The 19,958-nt window shown below is 56.1% G+C and carries 16 protein-coding genes; 2 read left to right on the top strand and 14 right to left on the bottom strand.

Going from position 1 to position 19,958, the window contains the following annotated elements; genetic code table 11:
- Positions 1-5 precede the first annotated feature (5 nt).
- A complete protein-coding gene (locus tag AC07VR_RS18165; protein ID WP_495012053.1) occupies positions 6-1,628 on the top strand; it encodes a class I adenylate-forming enzyme family protein in 1,623 nt (540 codons plus the stop codon).
- A 16-nt stretch (positions 1,629-1,644) separates the two neighbouring features.
- Positions 1,645-2,757, top strand: a complete 1,113-nt coding sequence (locus tag AC07VR_RS18160) for a saccharopine dehydrogenase family protein (RefSeq protein ID WP_495012052.1) — start codon at positions 1,645-1,647, stop codon at positions 2,755-2,757.
- 75 nt (positions 2,758-2,832) lie between these two features.
- Here AC07VR_RS18160 and AC07VR_RS18155 read toward each other — a convergent pair whose 3' ends face one another.
- The 14 genes from AC07VR_RS18155 to AC07VR_RS18090 all read right to left on the bottom strand — a co-directional run bounded on the left by AC07VR_RS18155 (position 2,833) and on the right by AC07VR_RS18090 (position 19,946).
- The gene (locus AC07VR_RS18155; protein WP_495012051.1) at positions 2,833-5,538 is read right to left on the bottom strand and encodes a winged helix-turn-helix domain-containing protein; all 2,706 of its coding nucleotides are present in this window, start codon (positions 5,536-5,538) and stop codon (positions 2,833-2,835) included.
- A gap of 167 nt (positions 5,539-5,705) precedes the next feature.
- A complete protein-coding gene (locus tag AC07VR_RS18150; protein WP_495012050.1) occupies positions 5,706-5,954 on the bottom strand; it encodes an acyl-CoA dehydrogenase C-terminal domain-containing protein in 249 nt (82 codons plus the stop codon).
- Positions 5,955-6,246: 292 nt separating this feature from the next.
- A complete protein-coding gene (locus AC07VR_RS18145) occupies positions 6,247-6,669 on the bottom strand; it encodes a hypothetical protein (protein ID WP_495012049.1) in 423 nt (140 codons plus the stop codon).
- 78 nt (positions 6,670-6,747) lie between these two features.
- Positions 6,748-7,068 (bottom strand): 2Fe-2S iron-sulfur cluster-binding protein, encoded by a 321-nt coding sequence (locus AC07VR_RS18140; protein WP_495012048.1) that lies wholly within the window; start codon positions 7,066-7,068, stop codon positions 6,748-6,750.
- 40 nt (positions 7,069-7,108) lie between these two features.
- Positions 7,109-8,353, bottom strand: a complete 1,245-nt coding sequence (locus tag AC07VR_RS18135) for an NAD(P)/FAD-dependent oxidoreductase (RefSeq protein WP_495012047.1) — start codon at positions 8,351-8,353, stop codon at positions 7,109-7,111.
- Positions 8,354-8,707: 354 nt separating this feature from the next.
- Positions 8,708-9,742 carry an Rv3169 family protein gene (locus AC07VR_RS18130; RefSeq protein ID WP_495012046.1) on the bottom strand — a complete coding sequence of 345 codons (1,035 nt, stop codon included), beginning with the start codon at positions 9,740-9,742 and terminating at the stop codon, positions 8,708-8,710.
- A gap of 74 nt (positions 9,743-9,816) precedes the next feature.
- Positions 9,817-10,296: a hypothetical protein gene (locus AC07VR_RS18125; RefSeq protein ID WP_495012045.1), complete on the bottom strand. Its 480-nt coding sequence runs from the start codon at positions 10,294-10,296 to the stop codon at positions 9,817-9,819.
- A gap of 17 nt (positions 10,297-10,313) precedes the next feature.
- Positions 10,314-11,321, bottom strand: coding sequence for a phosphotransferase family protein (locus AC07VR_RS18120; protein ID WP_495012044.1), 1,008 nt, complete (start codon positions 11,319-11,321; stop codon positions 10,314-10,316).
- A gap of 113 nt (positions 11,322-11,434) precedes the next feature.
- Positions 11,435-11,923 carry a VOC family protein gene (locus AC07VR_RS18115; RefSeq protein WP_495012043.1) on the bottom strand — a complete coding sequence of 163 codons (489 nt, stop codon included), beginning with the start codon at positions 11,921-11,923 and terminating at the stop codon, positions 11,435-11,437.
- Between the two features lie 94 nt (positions 11,924-12,017).
- A complete protein-coding gene (locus AC07VR_RS18110) occupies positions 12,018-14,489 on the bottom strand; it encodes an efflux RND transporter permease subunit (protein ID WP_495012042.1) in 2,472 nt (823 codons plus the stop codon).
- A 24-nt stretch (positions 14,490-14,513) separates the two neighbouring features.
- Positions 14,514-15,542, bottom strand: a complete 1,029-nt coding sequence (locus tag AC07VR_RS18105; RefSeq protein ID WP_495012041.1) for a WD40/YVTN/BNR-like repeat-containing protein — start codon at positions 15,540-15,542, stop codon at positions 14,514-14,516.
- Positions 15,543-15,791: 249 nt separating this feature from the next.
- Positions 15,792-17,177 (bottom strand): DUF1329 domain-containing protein, encoded by a 1,386-nt coding sequence (locus tag AC07VR_RS18100; RefSeq protein ID WP_495012040.1) that lies wholly within the window; start codon positions 17,175-17,177, stop codon positions 15,792-15,794.
- A 16-nt stretch (positions 17,178-17,193) separates the two neighbouring features.
- Positions 17,194-18,831: a DUF1302 domain-containing protein gene (locus AC07VR_RS18095; protein ID WP_495012039.1), complete on the bottom strand. Its 1,638-nt coding sequence runs from the start codon at positions 18,829-18,831 to the stop codon at positions 17,194-17,196.
- A gap of 374 nt (positions 18,832-19,205) precedes the next feature.
- Positions 19,206-19,946, bottom strand: coding sequence for a succinate dehydrogenase/fumarate reductase iron-sulfur subunit (locus tag AC07VR_RS18090; protein ID WP_495012038.1), 741 nt, complete (start codon positions 19,944-19,946; stop codon positions 19,206-19,208).
- Between the last annotated feature and the right edge of the window lie 12 nt (positions 19,947-19,958).

The following is a 19,958-nucleotide window of genomic DNA, read 5'->3' as shown; positions in this document are numbered from 1 at the left end:
GCACCATGCAGGATATCGCTACACTCACGCTGGCCAACGCCATTCGCCAGAAAGTCGAAGAAACACCAGATCTGGATGTACTGACATTCGTGCACGTCGGTGCGGACCAGCAACTGCAGGATTGCACCCGCTCCTACCGTCAACTTTGGGAGAACGGTCAACGCATTGCAGCCGGTCTGGATGACGAAGGCATGGCCCAGAGCGATGCATTCGCGCTGATCATGTTCAACCATCCTGAATTCGTCGAAGCCATGGTTGGTTCGTCGATTGCCGGTACGCTGTTCGTTCCCATTGATGCCCGTACCAGCGACAGCCGCTTGCTCTATCTACTGTCATTCTCTGCATGCCGAGGCGCGATTATCGCCGACCACGCGTTGTCTGCGGTGCTCGAACTGCTGGATCAACTACCTGAATTGCAATGGTTATGGGTGCTCGACACCCAGCGGACGAAGGGTAATTTGCCCCGACATTCGCGGGTAAGAATACGCGCGCTGATGGATGTGCTGGATGACCACATCCCCAACATTGCAGTGCGAGCCAATGACCTCCAGCAACCCATGCAACTGATGTTCACCTCTGGTACCACCGGCAATCCGAAAGCGATCCTGGCACCATATGCACGTTTTGCTTCCATCGCCAATTTGGGACAGCAGGTCGGTCTGTTACCTGGCGATCGTCCATACACAGGCCTGAGCCTCACCCATGCCAATGCTCAATGCATCACCTTGGGCAATGCACTGTATCTCGGACTGCGTGCTGTCATCAGCCGACAGTTCACCAAATCCCGTTTGTGGGAGATTGTGCGACGTTACCAGTGCACAATGTTTAACCTTCTCGGCGGTATGACCACGGCGATTTATTCCGACCCGCTCCGTGCAGATGACTGGCACAACTCGGTCCGTTATGTGTTCAGCGCCGGGATGCCCGCAACCATATGGGATGATTTTGCTGCCCGCTTCGGTGTAGAAATTTTCGAGTTCTATGGCACCGCTGAAGGTGGTCTGACCCTCAATCCTCCAGGTCAAGGTCCGGCTGGCTCCATTGGCAAGCCACCCGCTCACCTGCAATGCACGATTCTCGATGAGCACGGTAATGAGGTTGCCAGCGGCGAACGCGGAGAGATCTGTTTCCGTTCGATCACGGGCGAGCCACACCCGGCCGTCGCTTACCTGAATAACCCCGAAGCATCAGCAGCCAAGACAAGAGGCGGTTGGTTCCATTCCGGCGACATTGGTCACAAGGATGAGCAAGACTGGGTCTTCTTCGACTACCGCGATGGCAGTGGCATTCGGCGTAATGGTGAATTCATCGACCCGGCGGAGATCGAGAAGGTAATCGCGCAGGTAGACGCGGTGGCCGATGTCTTCGTCTATGGGTATGCGCCCCCCCTCTGTGCCCCCGGTGAGAAAGAGATCATCGCCGCGGTGGTCGAAGCGCCGGGCCACTCACTGGACATCCGTCAGTTACAAGCACATTGCGCCCACCACCTGTCGCGCAACTCGCTGCCCTTTCACATTCAACGCGTTGATGAGATCCCCAAAACCGCGTCGGAAAAACCGCTTGAACGTGAATTACTTGCTCGCCTCGCAGGCGAGCTGTTGAACCGCTCCACCCTACAACAAGCATGAAACCGGAGAAGAGCAAATGTCGGATATTAAAGTTGTGGTCTATGGCGCCAGTGGCTACACCGGTAAACTGATTTCCCGTCACCTCGCAGCACGGGACATCCCCTTCATCGCTGCCGGGCGAAGTGCCAGCAAGATTCGTGATCAACTCGGCGCAATGCCCGAACTCGCCGGTGCACGCTACGAGGTTGCCGAGGTCGCGAACGAAAAAGAAGCGCTGGGCCGCTTCCTCGAAGGCAAGGATGTGATCTACAACACCGTAGGCCCTTTTATGCAATTGGCCGAACCGGTCGTTCAGGCCGCACTCGACTCCGGCTGCCACTACCTGGACAGTACCGGTGAACAGGACTGGATGCTGTTCCTGCGCGAACATTATGCCAGTGCATTCGCAGAGCGCGGCCTGGTGTTGATACCGGCGCTGGCTTTCATGTGGACCTCGGGTCACCTTGCTGCGGAAGTCTGCCTTGAGACCCCAGGTATCGACACACTGGATCTGGTCTACGTCACTCGCGGTTCTTTGCCCTCCGTCAGTTCCACCCTTTCGTTCCTGCGCATGTGTTGCCAGCCGCAATACCAGCTGGTGCAAAACGAACTGGTGACCTGGGAGCCGGCGACGGCTTATCAGGCAGTCGCTCCGACCTTCCACCAGGTTCTCGACTGCCTGCCCTGGAGTGGCGGCGGAGAACCGATCTGGTACGCCGACGATGCTCGCGTACGCAACTGCAGCATGCTGGTGAACTTCGGTAATCCGCAGGTCATGAGCAGCGTGTTGGGATTGGCACGAGAGTTCAATGAGGTACACAAATTCAAGTCCCCTGAAGAGCAGGAGCGTGTGACCAACGACTGGGGCCATCAGTGGACGCCGAGCGAGCCGCCACGCGAGAATCCGGATATCTGTCGCGCCGTTATTTCCTGCCATGGCAGTGGACCGACCACTCAGTCGACAGTCATCCTGCAGGGCAACTGTGGATACGAGCAGGCCGGTTCGGTCGCTGTCGCCGGCATCGAGAGCATTCTGGCCGGCAAAGTAACGGCTTCAGGCTTTGTCAGTCCGGCAAAAGCATTCGGCGCGCGATATCTATTGGCCGCGATAGAGCGAGATGGGTTGGCTACTGTTATCGTACGTAATTGAGCAAGTGAAACGGCTAAAGGCGTCGGTCACAGACCGACGCCTTTTACCAGGATCCCGAATAGCAATGACATGCCTTCAGGCGACGGATTTCTTGCATACGAGTTTTTCACGACGCGCGATATCAATGACATGCACTCGGTCAGTGGCACCAAGCTTGATGAACAGCTTTTTCAGGTACCACTTGACGGTTTCCGCCGAGACATTCAACGCCAGTGCTATGCGCTTGTTCGGCATTCCCTGGACCAGCAGCGAAAGGATGTCGTGCTCTCTGGAACTCAGATTGTAATCCTGAGCATGATTCTGTAGCGGTCCATGAGACGGCAATTGACCAAAGCCTTCAAGCACCTGCCGCAAGTACGTTTTGAGATGCGCAGCGGCCGGATGTTCTATCAACTGCAACAGCATCGTCTGTAGTTCCGGCCCTTCATCACAGAGCGACCGCACCATTTGGCATCTGTCGGTGAGTTCCAGCAGCGACACGAGACTTGCGAACCATACGTCGTCACCCAATTGATGAAACGCCATGCATCCAAGCAACCTGACCTTGACGAAATAGTCCAGACGCTCAGCGCTTTTCAATGACGCCAAGCGCTGCAGACTTGCCAGCGCCAGTTGCCCGTTGGTCTCCCTCAACGCACAACGTGCGCGCGATAGAATGACCATCACTGGAGTATCGAACGCGCTACCCAGGCTTTCTGGGGACAGCTCTATTTCATCGTCGGGAGCAAGTTGTTCCAGTTGCACCATGAGACGTCTGGCCGCCGACAGATCATCGGCTAACAAAAGCAAACGTATACGTTCAGCCAGAGCGCCGGCGATCGGCCTATCCAGCCCGACTCCTTGGCCAAAAACGCGCAGTCTCTCGAGCAGTTCATGAGCGCCATCGTCGTCGCCTTGCAGATGCTGCAGGCGTGCTGCTGCTACAAGGAACCGAATGTAGCTTTCGAAGAATACCCGCTCGTTCATCATTTCGAGACGCCCACTCAGGACCGACTTGAGTGTCTCCAGTTGGTTGCTTTCGTACAATGTCTCGGCCAGAAATCCTGCCACCACACATGCCGGCGCCGAGTACCTGCCAACATTCTCATCCAGGCGCTGCTGCGCCTCACAAAGACCGCTGGTAGCTTTGCCTAGCTGGCCTTTAAGAAAGTGTATCCAGCCAATGATGGCCTGCCGGTAACCGTAAGTAAGTCCCCGTGTCGCGCCGGGTGGCGGTTCGGGATGATTGACGAGGATATTAAGCACGTCTTCGAACCGCGATACGGTAGCCAACGCATAAATCATCGAATTGCAGGCCACTGCGTTGTAGTACAAATCACCTTGCAACGGCCACTGCTCAAGCAACTTCAAGGTGGAAAGGCTGTCGCCGTTCAGCGCATCGAAGGTACGTTTGCAAACCTCATATTCGAAAGGGCTGATTCCCCCCTCAATGCCCTGCGCCCGCTGCAACTCGAGTAGCTCTTGCCGAGCGCTCTGCAAATGCAAACCGCCCAGAACAAGTGCCCAGAAACGGGCTACACGTAACCGCCAGCGACGTGCCAGGACGTGCTCCGGTATCTTTTCGGTCCAGGCCAGAATTGTGTTCAGCTCCCCTTTGACCAACACGCTCATCACGCAACGATCGATGAGGTCATAGGCTCGCTCCTCACCTTCGGAGGCCAGCGCATGCTGTACTGCTTCGACCAGCAAGCCGTGACGCTCGAACCAGAGGCTCGCGCGATAATGGAAGGATGGCAAGTCAATCGCGTTGAGTTCACTTCTGCACTCTTGCAGGAACGCTGAAAGGCTTGATCGCGTTTCAGAATCGCCGCCATCCAGCCAGCGCTGCGCCCGCTCGTGAAGTCCGCCAAGGCTGGACACGACGCGCTTGGCCAAGCGCTCGCGCAGGTGCCCGGTAAATAGCGTGTGGAAGCGATACCACTGGTCATCATGGTCAAGCGGTACCAGCAGTAGACCATCCGCTGCAAGTTCTTCCAGGATGGCCCGAGCTCCCGGCACACCGAGCACTTCTTCACACAATTCGACATTGAAGCGATCAAGTACGGCTAGCCGTAAGAGCAGGTCATGGGTATCAGGCGGCAGGTTACTCAAGGTGTCGGCCAGGATGGTTTCGGCCAACGGGTACAAACCGTGCTTCCAGTCGGTCAGCGCAGGTGCCCTCAGCGCATTTGACATCGCCAGCATCTGAATGCCTGCAATCCAGCCCTCGGTCGCATCGAACAATGCGCGACAAGACTCCACATTGGGAGGGTTATTCATACGCTGAAGCAAGAATTCCTGGGTTTCGCTCTCGGAAAACCGCAGACTTCGCGCGTTCAGTTCGCTTTCCCGATTCCGGTGTCTCGGCTCGGCGAAACACGCTGGTAATTCAACTCGCGACGCAACGACGAGGTGAAAATTGGCGGGCGAATATTTAATCACGCGGCCTAGCAGTTCGTGTATGCGCGAGTTGCTGATGCAGTGATAGTCATCCAGTACCAGATACAACTCGTGCTCAAAATCTGCCAAGGCATTGACCAGAGCAGTCAAGAAATTATCCAGCGTTTCCGGTCGGCCATGTTCGTATGCATCCAACAATTGCTGGCGTGCTGGGCAATTGGCCTGATGCATCGCTTCTGCCCAGTATCCCAGAAACTGCGCCTCCTCGTTGTCACTGTCATCCAGGTTGATCCAGCCGACCCGATGCCCCTTTTCGATCAGGCTTTTACGCCATTGGGTCAGCAGCGTGGTCTTGCCAAAACCGCCTGGCGCCTTGACCGGTATCAAGCGTTCGTAGGCCACATTGTCGAGCCGCTCAAGCAAACGGGCCCGGGTCAGGGGGGCATGGTGGTAGCGAGGTGGAAGGAGCTTTGTTATTAGCACGGACTGGCGACCTCTCGTGTCTTATTGTGGCCGGCACCTCAGTACACGGTCGTTTCATTTGCCCAGTTATTTTTCCCTCGAAGTGTTCAGAACTGGTCGACCGGCAACTCATACAGCTCTTTGGCCCCACCGCGGATACAGGCGTTCAGGCCGTAAATGCGCGGCAGCAAACGTGCGAAGAAAAAGTCTGCCGTAGCCCGTTTAGCCGAATAAAACGCATCGTCCCCAGGCTGTCGATACGTGGTGGCGGTGGCGATCCTCGACCACAGATAGGCGTATGTGAGGTAGCCAAACAACTGCATGTATTCCACCGGGAGCACCGATCTGACGCGCATCCGTCGCTGCACCGTCGCGTATCCAATCGGTGATTTCGTCAAGTTCAGTGACTGCGTCCAGCAACGCATTCCGTGAGGCACCTGAAGGCCCAAAGGGTATCGGGTTCAAAGACCTCATTGAGGAGGAACTGGATGTCGCGCAAAGGGGCTGGTAGTGGTTCATACCATGCTCTCGAAGTTACCTGTCATGGGAACGTGTTTGAAAGAAGCCCGCTGGGCATATGCCTTGGATCGTGGCCAAGTTGAACGCTCGACGGGCTTCTTTCAGGCACGTTCCGTTGGGGCCGGTCAATCAACGCACTCGCATCTGATGCGCATCGAAGCTCTCATTATTTCTTGCTGCTTGATAACGCAGCAGAAAGTGGATGAACAGGAGGCTGTAGAACACATCCCCAAGTAACAGCGTCGGCAGGTGCCAGCCGATCGTGCCCGTCATCCCATGATGGATGATGGTCAATGCAGCAAGTGCCTTGCCCAATGCGCCCAGAGCGATGAACGGGCGGCCGTGCATAGGGCTGATGGCGGCATACAGGTAGGCAAAGCCAAAGGTGGCCACGAGGGCGAGTGCCAAGTCGCGGAAAGCCAGATTGGTTCCAGTCGCCGGGGCCAGATCAAGCAATTGCGAGATCTGCGGATTGAAGAACAGAAACGCAAGGACGACAGACCAATTGAACAATGCCGCGCTTCCCATTAGCCAGCGAGCGTGAGTGAGCATTGGTAACTCCAGATCAATGGATGAGCGTGAATAAACGTTTAACGCGGCCCGGTACCAGAGCCGCAGGCAATCTCAGCTTCAGTCCTGCCGCTCGGGAAGCCGGATGACGATGCCATCGAGGCTATCGGTCATCGGGATCTGACATGTCAGGCGACTGTTGTCTTGGCGCTCGTCCGCCCATTCCAGCGTTTCGCATTCACTGCTTTGCGGCTCGGGGAGTTGAGCAAACCAGTCCTGACCAACGTAGCCATGGCAGTTGCCGCACATCCCCTGGCCGCTGCAATCCGCGAAAAAACCGGGGATTGAAGCATTGATGACCGATTGCATAACCGATATACCGATCGGAGCATCCACCTGATGCTCGGTACCGTTGTGTTCGATGACGAGAATCTTAGGCATTTCGTGTCCTCGTTAATGATGGTGAAGCAGTTCGCATCGGTCAGGCAGAAACGCGACCAAGCAGATTTTTAGGAGCAATCGATTCATCGGCCAACTCATCGGCGTTCACTGGGATCCGGCCCGCTACCAGTCGCTTGGCGAGCATGAATTCCGCCGGACGATTGATGGTGTCAGCGCTGAGAACCAGATCACCTTTGAGGTAAAAAGCCGCGAAGCTGCCTGTGTCAGGATTGCCGCGCAGCACCACGCGGTCATAGCCTTGAGACAGACCGACAATTTTCAGTTGGACGTCGTACTGATCCGACCAGAACCACGGCACACTGTTGTAAGGTTGACGCTTGCCGCAAAGTGTTGCGGCCGCTATACGCGCCTGCTCCACGGCATTGGGTACCGATGCCAGAGAAACGCGGCGCTGATACACCATGCTCGGATGCGAGCAGCAGTCGCCAATGGCGACGATGTCCGGATCGCTGGTCTGGGTGAACACGTCGACAGCGACGCCGTTATCCAGTGTCAACCCTGCCGCTTGTGCCAGGTCTGTGTTGGGCACTTGACCGATCCCTACCAGTAACACGTCGACGGGAATCAGTGTGCCGTCGCCCAGGCGAACGGTACGGACGCGCCCCTGTTCGATCTCCAGATTTTCGATGCCCACGCCCACTCGTAAATCCACGCCGGCCTGACGATGAATGCGCTGGAAGAAGGCCGAAACCTGCGGTGCAGTGACCCTGGCCAGAACCCGCTCAAGACGTTCGATGACGGTGACCTGAAGGCCGAGTTTCACCGCCGATGCAGCGGTTTCCAGACCGATGTAGCCCGCGCCTATCACCACCAAATGGGCCCCAGGTGCCAGTTGGCTGCGGATGATCTCTGCATCGCGCTTGGTATAAAGCCGATGCACGTTCTCGCAAGGCTCGGGCAAAAGCGAAGTCGGCAGGCTATTCGGCCGCCCGCCAGTGGCCAATGCCAGCTTCGTGTACGACAGCAGTTGGCCATCAGACAGCTGCACCAAATGCCCGACCCGGTCAATAGAGTCCACCCGCACACCGAACAGGCATTCAACGCCAGCTCGCTCATAAGCCTGGGCCCCACGCAGCAGCAATGCTTCGTCAGTGATTTCCCCGGCAAGGTGCGCTTTTGACAACGGCGGGCGGTGATACGGCATGTCCGGCTCTTCACCTACCATTACTATCCGCCCGGCCCAGCCCTGTTCACGCAGCGACAACGCCAGTTCAGAGCCACCATGGCCAGCGCCTACTATCACCGCACAATTTTCAACCTTCATCGCAGACGTCCTCATTTGCGGGGGAAACATCACCAGTGGCGATCTGACCGGGCTCACCTTTTCCGGCACATTGATAACGGCCGACTGCTGAACCTGTAACCGAGTCTATCAACGGAATTTTTCCCCCGCATTCCCGGAAATCCGTATGAAATCAGCAGGCGGATACCCCGGAAAACAGCGACAAAGCCGGTTTTCAGATTCGACAGGAGAGCTTCGCAACCAGACAAACCGCGGAGTCTGGTAGGACAAGGACGCCGCACGTGGGGGCGGCAGAGAAGGACGTGCGTGAATCGAGCAATGACGCGCGGTTCAGAGACACCTGCGGCAGCAGGCGGCCCTGATTCGGTCTAATCGCTAGAAGCTGGGACGATACTCATAGTCTTCGTCCCGGTTCCATGAGCTTTCCAGAATTCCTACCCCGGTTTTCCCCGCCATACTGAACTCGGCGATGGGTTCGACGTTGCCAAACCGTGGAGAATCGATGTCCACCTGCTCGGAGACATCCCAGCAGTCACCCTCCACGCTCAGCGGCCCGCGGTCCTCGGCCGGGCGGTTGTAACCGCCACCATTGAGGTACATCGCCGGGGAGATAACTTCGGCACTGAGAGTCCGTTCTTTGCCCATACCGTCCGTGAGCAGCAGCTTCATGCGTCTGGGCGAGCGCGTACCCGGATAGAACTCAATGCGGTGGCGCACCTGTGCGATCGGCACCACGCTTCCATCGTCATTGGAAATCACCGCATCACTGAGGATGACCTGATTCTGCCCGAGTTCGACCTGCAGCAGCGACAAGCTGAACCCCGGGAAGTGGGCATGGCACCAAAGGTGGAAAAAACCCTTGGCACCGCCTTTCCCACCGCCCCGAACGCCCCAGCTTCGATCACGCACACCCACAAACTCGCTGGCGTCGATGTGCTGGCCATGCAGCGTCATGGACCCGGAAAAACGCCCAGTCTGGAAGTAATGTCCCTGACTGACGACGCCGCCGGGAATCACCAGCTTGGGGCACAGGAACGGTGGCACACGACGGTGGAACTCAACGGCACAGCTAACACCATACTCATTCTCATCCAAATACACTCCCCAACGCTTGTGCGGTTCCAGTACTTTAATGCGCAGCGGACCGATCTCGGTCAGCGCTCGATCTCCGTCAAGGTGCCTCGATACCCGGATATTGTGCTGATCCTTGCCATGCCGAAGAATGATGTAGCCGTCCATGATGTTCTTGTTCGGATAGGCGCCCAGCCCGGCAGCCAGGTGCACCTGGCCATCTTGGCTGTGACAGCCGATATACAGCCGATCAACAAAGTCCGGATTACCGCCTTCCGGACTATCGAGCGTATCGCCAGTCTGATGAATGAGGTACTCGTCCAGATCAGTCAGAGCCATCTCTTATTCCTTGTCTATTCGGTCGGCAGCACGCCTGACCATAGGCTGACGTTTCCACGCTGGGTGTCATGCACTCACGCCGGTAGTGTCAGATGAGCGAGTTCGTTATCCAGTTGCTGTCTCAGTACCGCGCGAATCTGCAAACGCGGGCCCTCCAGATCGCTGCAAGGCGAAGCTTCTTCCAGGTCGTGTAGCAGGTTAATGGCCGCTACCAGGCAACCTTTCAAATGCACATTCAATTGAGGGACGTCGACGTCCCTGTCCAACTGGGCTCCGCTGAAAATCGTCGAGAACCGCTCATCGTGATCAAAGATCGAGCCCTGCGCCGCTAATCGCAAGTGGGGCAACACAGCCTCGAGCAAGGTGTGCATGGCCTCGTTCTCTTCTTGCAGCACGCGACGACTGACCTCTAGCGTGGGCGCCAGCGTCTGTAGCAGTTGCGCGACGGAGCGTACCTGGGCTACAGCGAAACCGTCGTTGATATGAGGTGCGACATTGTGTTCCAGGGTTAGCGCACAGCGCTCAAGTATCAGGTTCAATATCTGGATGCTCATTACAATCTCCCGGCCTCTCAAATACCCAATTTCACAGCCGCTTCGTTCTTCAGCCACGGCAGGAAGGCCACATTGGTGGCAAGCGCCCGTACATCGTGATCCCCTGAGATCAAACCGCTCTTGAATCCCGGGTAACCCATGACGATCCATTTGACGTAGGTCATCAGTTCCCAGAAGAACAGGCTTTCGCGGTTTACCTGAGTATCGGTTAATGCTTCATATGTCTGCAGGAACTCTTCCTTGTCCCAAAACATGCGGTTCTGCAGCACCAACGAGACATAGCCCAGATCACTAAGCGGATCGCCGATGCTTACCAGTTCCCAATCGAGCAAGGCAGTGATCTGGCCATCGTCGGCAAAGAAATTACCGGCAACCCCGACCTTGAGGTCGCCATGGCACAGTGTCGTGCGATCAGCGACAGGCACATTCTTCTTCAACCAGTTGAATATCTCGGCCATCAACGGTTGCGGGGTATACTGATTGGCTAGCATTACCGCTTCGTAACGCTGGATTTCGGCCATGGCATGGGCTTTGGCATGCGGTGGCGGAGTCAAGCTCGTCAACTCCATTGACTGCCATTGCAGACTGTGCAGCTTGACGATGATTTCAGCGTACTGTCTGCGCAACGCAGTCAGCTGATCTGGGTGCTTGAGAAAATACGTGTCGAGGTTCTCGCCCCGAACCTTCTCCATGATAAAGAAACGATGACCCAGTACACTTGCGTCGCTTTCCAGCAAGAGCACACCAGGCGCGGGAATTCCCAAGCCCTTCAGGTGCTGCAGCACCTCGTACTGAGGCCGCACATCGTAAGGTGGTGCTACACCATGCTGCGGCTCTTTACTCAGCACCAGCACCTGTGACTGCGCTTGATTTTCCTCGCGCCACTCAATCGTGACGAAGTAGGTTTCATAGGAAAATCCGCCCGTGAGGCGTTCCAGAGCGGACAATCTCAGCTGGTCGCGTAATGGGTACCTGGACTGGAGGTACTGCTCGAGCTTGCCCTTTAAGTCCTGCTTATCATCCATAGCTCACCTTGGGTTCAACACTTGCTGTACTCATACTGGCTGGCCATTGGCGCCGGGCACAAGGCGCGATCGCTGCCGGTGCCGGCAAACAGACCAATGCCCGGCACAATCGATCAGCTGGCGTAGGCGGGGTCCACGTTGGAAAGCTCGATGACCGTACCATCGGGGTCCCTGAAGGCAAATACCTTGCAGGGCGCTCCGAAGAACGTCGCATCCATCGGCTCGCCCACGACTTCGATACCGTAAGCCTTGATTTCGGCTACATCGGCCTCGAAATCTTCGGTACGGGTCCAGATATTCAAGCGCTGGAGACCAAGATTCATCATATGGTCGGTCGGCTTACCCTGTTCGAATCCCGCGTAAGGTTCCCAGCGCAACAGGTCAATGCGGCAGCCATTATTGTCCCCCAATTGCATCATGTAGCCATTGACGACAGCATCACGAGGCAACCCCAACGCAGCAGCCAGACCGCCCGCCCCTACCGGATCTGCCTGGCTTTGCAGCGGATACTGCACCTTGAACCCGAGCATCTCATAGAACGCTCTGGACTTTTCCAGAGCGCTGCAATTGATGTTCACGTGATAGACACCTTTGATCTTCATCTTCAATCTCCATTGAATGGTCAGCGCACCCTGACAGGTCGTGGACCCTTGCCCGGAATGCGTTACCGCCGACAAGCGGTGATAAGGTTCGTAATCATGTACGTGCAATGCCGTGGGCAGACGGCGGCGCAGGAATGGACACTGCGCGCTGGGCCATCCGCTGTGCCTTGCTCTGAAGCAGGAAATGCGAAAGTGCAGGTGTCAGCACCAGAGCGCCGAGCATGTTCCACAGGAACATGAAGGTCAGCAGGATGCCCATGTCAGCCTGAAACTTGATCGGTGACCATGCCCACGTGATGACGCCTGCCGCCATGGTCAGGCCCACGAGAGCGACGATCTTGCCGGTGAACTGAAGCGACTGCCGGTAGGCTTGCGCGAGCGGCACTCCTTTACGTTGCAAGGTGATCTGCACACTGAGCAGGTACAGCGCGTAGTCCACGCCAACACCGACACCCACCGCAATAACCGGAAGTGTCGCCACTTTCAGACCAATGCCCAGCCATACCATCAGCGCCTTGCACAGCAGCGACGTGATGATCAGCGGAACCAGTGCGATCACGGTCGCCGCAATGCTGCGGAACGTGATCAGGCACAAAAGCGCCACGGCTCCGTATACCGCCAGGTACATGGTGACGATGCTGTGCCGTACTTCAATGTTGGTCATGGCTTCGATGCCTGCACTGCCTGCAGCGGGAAGAAATTCGACTTCGTTGTTTTCCTCGTAGCTGTTGTGCTCGGCGGCGAAACGCTCGACCACATGCAGCACTCGCTCGAGGGTGTCTGCCTTATGGTCCTGCAGGTAGGCAATCAGAGGAAACACCGCACAGCGAGGATTGGTAAGTTCAGGGCTGGAGTTGCCAGCGTAGCCAACTGACGTGTTGAGGATGGCCTGGTTGCGGGTCACCGAGGTCCACTTCGGATTTCCTTCGAACTGGGCGGCGGTGATGTGTTTGGCGACCTCGGCCAGCGAGCTCGTCGCCTGAACGCCCGGCACCTGCAACAATGCCCAGGAAAGCCGGCTGACTTCGGTCAGGTTCCGATAGGTCTGGCAGCCGCCTTCGGGTGTCCTGATGATCACGGCGAATTGGTCAGACGACAGCGAGTAGTGCCGGGAAATGTACTCATTATCCCGATTGTATCGGGAATCCTGGCGCAGCTCGGGTGCGCCAGGGTCGGTATCGCCGACCTTCAAATGCTGCATGACCACCGTGCTGGCTATCCCGATGATCGCGGCAAGACCAATCGCAGCCAGCGCCCAGCGACGCTCGCAGAAGCGGTCCAAGTGTTGCCAGCAGCGGCCCACTATCCCTTTCTGTGCCTGTTCATACTCACTGTCGGCCAGCGCCCGCCGAGCAGCAGCCTGACTTACACCGGTGTAGGACAGCGCCACGGGAATGAGGAATAGCTTGGTGAACACCAGCACCCCAACCCCAACGCTGGTGGCTATCGCCAAGTCGCGGATCACCGGTATGTCGATAATCACCAGTACGGCGAAGCCAACGATATTGGTCAGCAGGGCGGTCAGGCCAGCCAGGAACAACCTTCGGAAGGTATAGCGGGCGGCAACGTATTTATCCATGCCACGTCCGACGTCCTGGAGGATGCCATTCATGCGCTGGGCCCCGTGTGACAGCCCGATCGCAAAAATCAGGAACGGCACGAGGATCGAGTAGGGGTCCAATTCGTAACCCAGCAAATGCATCAGCCCGAGCATCCAGACAACCCCGAGCGTAGCTGAGATGGTGAGAACCAGGGTACTGCGCAGGTCACGGGTGTAGAGGTAGACGAAAAGCGTGGCAATCAGGACCGAAGCGGCGAAGAACCACGCCACATAAGTCAAACCATCAATCAAATCGCCAATGACCTTGGCGAACCCGACGATATGAATCCGGGTGGTCGGGGTTTCAAGCGAACGCACCTGACTTTCGAGGGAATGCGAGAGCGCAGCATAGTCGAGCTGCATGCCGGTGCGCGGGTCGTAGTCCAACAATGGAACGAACAACATCGTCGACTTCATGTCGGTGCCGACAAGATTTCCGACAAGGTTTGCTTTGGCGATATTGACCCGCAACTTCTCGATGCTCTCGCCACTACCATCGAAGTCTTCCGGCATGACCGGCCCGCCCACCTGCCCCTGCTCGGTGACCTCCATCCAGCGTACCAGCGGCGTCCAGAGCGACTTCATCCAAGAGCGATCCACTCCCGGGATCAGATACACCGTGTCACTAATCTTGCGCAGCTGATCCAGATAAGATTGATCGAGTATGTCGCCATCGGTGGTTTCCACCACTATACGAATGGCGTTGCCCAGCCCGGGTAGCTCGGCCTTGTTATCCAAATAATTGCGGATATAAGGATTGTTCTGCGGAATCATTCGCTCGAAGTTGGCGTTGACTTTGAGCTGCAGTGCTTCATAGCCCAAGCCCAGAGTCGCCAGCAAGCACAATAGCACCACGAGCAAACGATGGTTGAAGACCAGGCGTTCCAGCCGTCCACCCGAATTACTGTCGAAGGTTGCACGATCATGGATCTCGTCCTCGACATTTTCGTCGCGATTCTGTGCCATTTTTATCGTTCCTAATTCAGTCGGTTAATTCCGTGCCACAACTGGAACAGCGGCACTGGGAGCCCCGATGAGGTCAGTGAGCTTGATCTGCGCCGTGGCCACGCCTGCACCGGTAGCAAAAGCGATCGCATCGGGGCCGATCGCGGTCGCGCCGAGAACACCGGCCAAGGAATGCTCGGCGACGGGCAGCATTTGATGCACCCCTGGGTCACTGACGAAAAGATTGCCGCCTTGGGTAACCAGTGCAATCCGCCCACGCTCGAGACTGCCCCCGCCCACGATCGACTGGCTGGTACCAAGAACCAGTGGCCGGAAGTGCTCACCCTTGTCACCACTGAAAAAAACGTGCCCCCTCATGCCATAAACGACTAAATAGTCCGGATCGACGATCAATCCGAAAAAGCTGCCCTCATAGGGAACCGGGACTGGGACGAATCGGCCCGACGTCTGATCTTGCTTCAGAATCAGGCCACGCTCACCGACAATGTAGACAACGTCATTCAGGCCACGAATCGCATGCAGGTTGTATTCGCTAGGGTTGTCGACCTGATGCAGCCAGGGTTCCCAGGTATCCCCCCCATCGATGGTGTGGAAGATCAGATTGAAGGCCCCGACGACGTAACCGACCTTGTCGTTCTGGAACCAGACGTCAAGCAGAGGCAGGGGCAGGCAATCTGCCGTGGCGGACTGCCCCATGGTAATTTTTATGCTGCGCAGGATGGCTTCATCCCGCTTGTCTGCGGATACGGATGCCTTGTGCTCATAACGCTGCAACAACACTTGCAACGCCTTGCGCCCATCCAGTTGACGGTTCCAGGTCTTTCCTCCATCACGGGTGTGGATGATCACGCTGTCGTGACCGACTGCCCACCCCTGCTGCGGCGAAGAAAAGTGCACCGCCACCAGATCCGTAGATACCGGAACCGGTGACTGAGTCCAGAGATTACCGCCATCGTCGGACACAAGGACGTGACCTCGAGCCCCGACTGCAACCAGCGAACTCCCGGCCACAGCCACGGCATTGATCATGCTCGAGGCAGCCAAAGTGCTCATCGTCGCGGGTTCATCAAGGGGATCGATAAACTCCGCTGCATGCGCAGACAAACAATGGCTCATCAAGTACAACGCGATACTACCCACGGCTGTACGCCACATGCCGTTGCTCCTTATTCTTGTTCTAGGAATATCCGGGCCGCTTTCAATCTGCAAACCCGCCCCGCGGTAAGCATTGGCAATGCTTGAGCCTCCGGGCAGGAAGCAAATGTCGGGTGGTCATCGACAGACCAGACCCTGGACATCTATTTATTGAAGGATCGACCCGACGAACGACTCGAAGTTAACGTCGCGTTCAGTAACCGGTTTCTGGCTATACACGTAACCACCACGGTTAGCACTTACACTCTCGTTGTTGTAGGTATAACCACGCTTGTTGAAGTCATACAGAGCAGTACTCGGTACATATGAGAATCCATAGTCGTAGAGAACAAATCCGTATGAATGTCCACCGCGGAAGAGATTGCCAGCCTGGTCCCAGGCGTCATAGAGACCTACTGCCTTAGAGTCTTCATCCCAATACCAGGTTTTCTTCGGTTGACTGTGCCGTTTGCCGGGCTTGAGCGTCGCGTCGACTTGGTAGGTGCGATGCAATTCCCAACGTTCGCATTCCGGGTTGACGTGATTGGCCATCAGCAACTTGCTAGGTGCACCGCACTCCTGGGTCGCTTTGTAAGAGTTGGAGGGCAGGTACAGTTCTTTCTTGCCAACCAGTTTGAAATCGAAGCGATCCATACGTCCGTAGAACAAATAGATCTCGTCGTAATAACTCAAGCCTCCCGTCTGCGCGGACGGCGTGTCGTAGGACAGCTCGGGAGCGCCCTTGATGCGACGCTGACCAGGTGTGTAGGTCAGCGCCTTGCGCTCCATCTTGATCGGGTCAAGATAGTCCTGAATAGTGAAGGCTTCCCCTGCCCGCCGAGTAGGCGCAAGTGTCACGTTGGCTGAGCGCACCGCGATGTTGGTGTCCTCTCGGCCCGGTTGGTTGGGCTGCCAGAATGGACGCTCCTCCCACGCTCGGTATTCCGATGCGAGTAGCGCCTTACCAGACGCGTCAACCATCCAGGACCGGTTGCCTTTTACATGGAAAGAGCCGTCACCTGCATAGGCGAGGAGCGCGTTCCACATGACCTCATTACCTGTTTTAGGAATCGGAAATGGCACACCACCTCGACAGGCTTTGTCCACTGCCATGCCATCTTCAAGTGTCTTGCATGCGGTCGCGTTGCGAATACTATTTTGTTGCACCCAGTCCGGATACATGGCCAGACGGTGAGTGGGATAGACGTTTAGATAGTAACTGTCAGGGTAACGCTGGAGCAGCATCTTCGTCCCCTCCGACAACTTATCGGCATACTGCGACATGTTTTTGGAGTCGATTCGGAACAACGGCTTTTCATTGGCGAAAGGATCAGGCCAGTAACCGCCTCCCGAAACAAATCCGGCTGGGGGTTTCGGGAACTCTGCGGTAAAGGCAGGAATAGTTCCTTCCTTGTTGCCGGCAACTTCGGCGCCCCAAGGCGTGAGTGTCTTGCCCAACTGCGCCGCCTCTTCGGCGCTGACTGCTGCAAGTGTATAACCACTAAAGGTACAAGATACGGCAGTACTCAGAACCAACATTCTTATTATTGACATAGCCCTCTCCTTTCCATCAGAACGACGTTTTGACAGTCAGCGAAACCCAATCACGGTCATTCAACGAGAAGCCGCCATTGCCTGCGGCATCCCCTACTCGATCAGCGTGATAGCCGTTGTAAACCAAAGAAATATCTGTGTGGATGTGATATTTCACAGTGAAACCAGCGGTCCAGTTGTATGCCCCTTCAAAAGCAAGCCGGTTGTTCGACGCCCCGTTACCATCCAGCCCATAGCTGATGGATGTGGGCATCTCGAGATCGATGCCGGGGAAAACCTGCAGCCAGCTGGGCGTGAACGAAATGGTCGTGGCCCACGTATCGCGAGTGGCGCATCCTGTCGACTTGTCCTGCCCCGCGCACGAGGGGTAACCCTCGCCTTTGAAAAGCTCGGGATGTGAAGTGACTTTGTCCAACCGGCTGTACGCCAATTCAGTCGCCAGCGTCCCTGCTTCCCAAAGCGGTGTCGTACCCAGCAACCAGGTGCCGTTGATCAGCGCATGCAAGGTATTGCCACGAGGCCCCTCTCTGCCGTCCAGTGCGAAGTTGTCATTGAGGGCCAAGGCGTCGTTCTTGCGGTAGGAAACCTCCGCCCCAAGCGCTGCCCCCCAAGGCCCGGTAGTTGCCAGGCTGGCCCCGTAAAGCTTGATATCTTCGGGATAGACCGCACGCAGGGCGACAGGAACGCCATTCACTGTCTGGACGTTGGTCCAAGCGTTGTAGTCATCGAATTCGCGGTAGTAGAGGCCTAATGTGTAGTCCGAGTTAGGCACTGCCCACCGCGCATTTACACCCCAGTTGCCGCTTTTGTGATGAGGCTCCGCAGCGTCGACGACGGGAATACCCAGCAGAGGAAACTGGTCGATATCGTTTGGTAGCATGTCAGCAGGCCCGAGGAAGGTGCCAGGCGCCGGCAAACGGCTGGGACGCCATTCGAGGTAGTACTGCAATGCCAAGGAGATATCGTCGGTAACTTGGGCCTTGGCAGCCAATTGCGCGATCGGCAAGAACACTTCCTTGGTCTCGATTCCCGGGTTGGCAATCGCCTTGCGGCCATCAACCGGAGACTGGGAATAGGAAATGGCGCTGTTTCCGTTGAAATAGTTTTCCCCCCAGTAGTTAGTCATTCGCCCAAGGCGCACGTCCAATGGGAACCCGACGTCGAAGCGCCCTAGAACAAAGGCATCGAGAAACTCTCCGGACGGTCCGTTGTAATAGCGCTTTACACTGGACGAGTACTCGTTGTTCCGGTAGCTACCGATCATGCCAGGCAGAGTTTTTACATCATGATCATCGTACGCATTGTCATACCAGGCAGCACCGCTCAGGCGTGCACCCCAAGTATCCTTGTAGGTCAGGTTTATTTCAGTCAGCAAATCCAGGCGATTGGTGACAACATCACCGCGATCAAACTTTAGATCCGATTGTGCGAAGACGAAATTATTAGCGATCGACGAACTCTGCTTTTCAGTACGCCAGCCGAGGTTATAACGGAGGGTATTGCCTACCGTTACCGCGAGATCACCGTCTTCCGAGCGGTATTCAATTGCCGCCGTCGCTCCCCCGCTCAGTCCCATTGTGAAAATAGGTACCAGACTGACAATAACTGTCTTCCAGTCAGAACGGAAAAGATTAGATCTCCTTAAGTAGTTCATGAACCGCACTCTCTCTACTGATCTTTTGATTATTATTTTTGCCAGTACCCTTATTGCCGTGACCGTTGCTCAGAGCTTTTTGCATACTTCACTATTGCCTGCTGAGCAGGCACATCTAATCCTGCGCGCCTGCTCAGCAAGGGCCAATCGCGGGAATCCGGGAAAAACTTCATGTCGGTGGCCTACGGAAATCCGTGACGCCGTTCGCGGCGGTTACAACAGTCGCGGCGGATGCTCGCAACCGCGCGAACGTCGTCGGCAGCAGGCACAGCCGAGCCGCCAACTCAAAAAGCGTCGGTAATGTCATGAAAAAATGCAGCGTCAATCAGGTTGCTCGAAGGGGATCCAGGCAACGTTCCAACAAGCCGCAGGCATTACTGTTGGCCATTGCTCCAGGTCATGACCGTGGGCTTCATGCCGCGACTCTCAGCCTCGGTTTTGAGCTTGCGAATGGTTTTACTGATCGGGATCTTGGAAGGACAAACCCGGTCACAACGCCCACACATAATGCAATCCCAAAGTCCAGAGTGAACGGCTTGCTCGATACGATCGGCGTCGTCGTGCGGATCAAAGTGTCGCAAGGCAACCTGCATCATGGCCGCCGGGCCGATGAAGTCACGATTGGTGGTGTTATCCAGAGCCGGACAAACGTCATAGCAACACATGCATTCACTGCAGTTGTTCAAGACTTCGAGTGTTTCCCAATACAATTTGTAATCGATATCTTCTGACTTGGTTACCGGATTGATGGTTTTCTTCGCCACAGCGGATTCGACAAAACGCTTGGTATAGGGTTTCCGATCAATAATCAGGTCCTTGATCATCGGAAGACTTTCCAACGGTTCGAAAACATGCTTGCCGGGCTTCAATGGCGTATAACACGCAAGTCCTGGTTTACCATTGATGACCATCGAGCATCTGCCACACAGACCGCCGCGACAGTTGTAGTCATAGGCAATAGGATCAATATTCTCGTATATATAATTAAGGACCTGCAGGGCCGTCATGAAACCACTGGGATCATCCTGCCACGGCACGTCGTATTCCATGTAATAGGGTTCTTCGTCCACCGTCGGATCGAATCGAAAAACTTTCGCTATGATTTTATTGTCCACCGCAGCCTCCCG

The sequence above is a fragment of the Pseudomonas sp. GW821-FHT02H09 genome (assembly GCF_059421425.1).
Note: the sequence above shows the minus strand (reverse complement) of the source record. Positions and strands in the feature narration are given on the sequence as shown.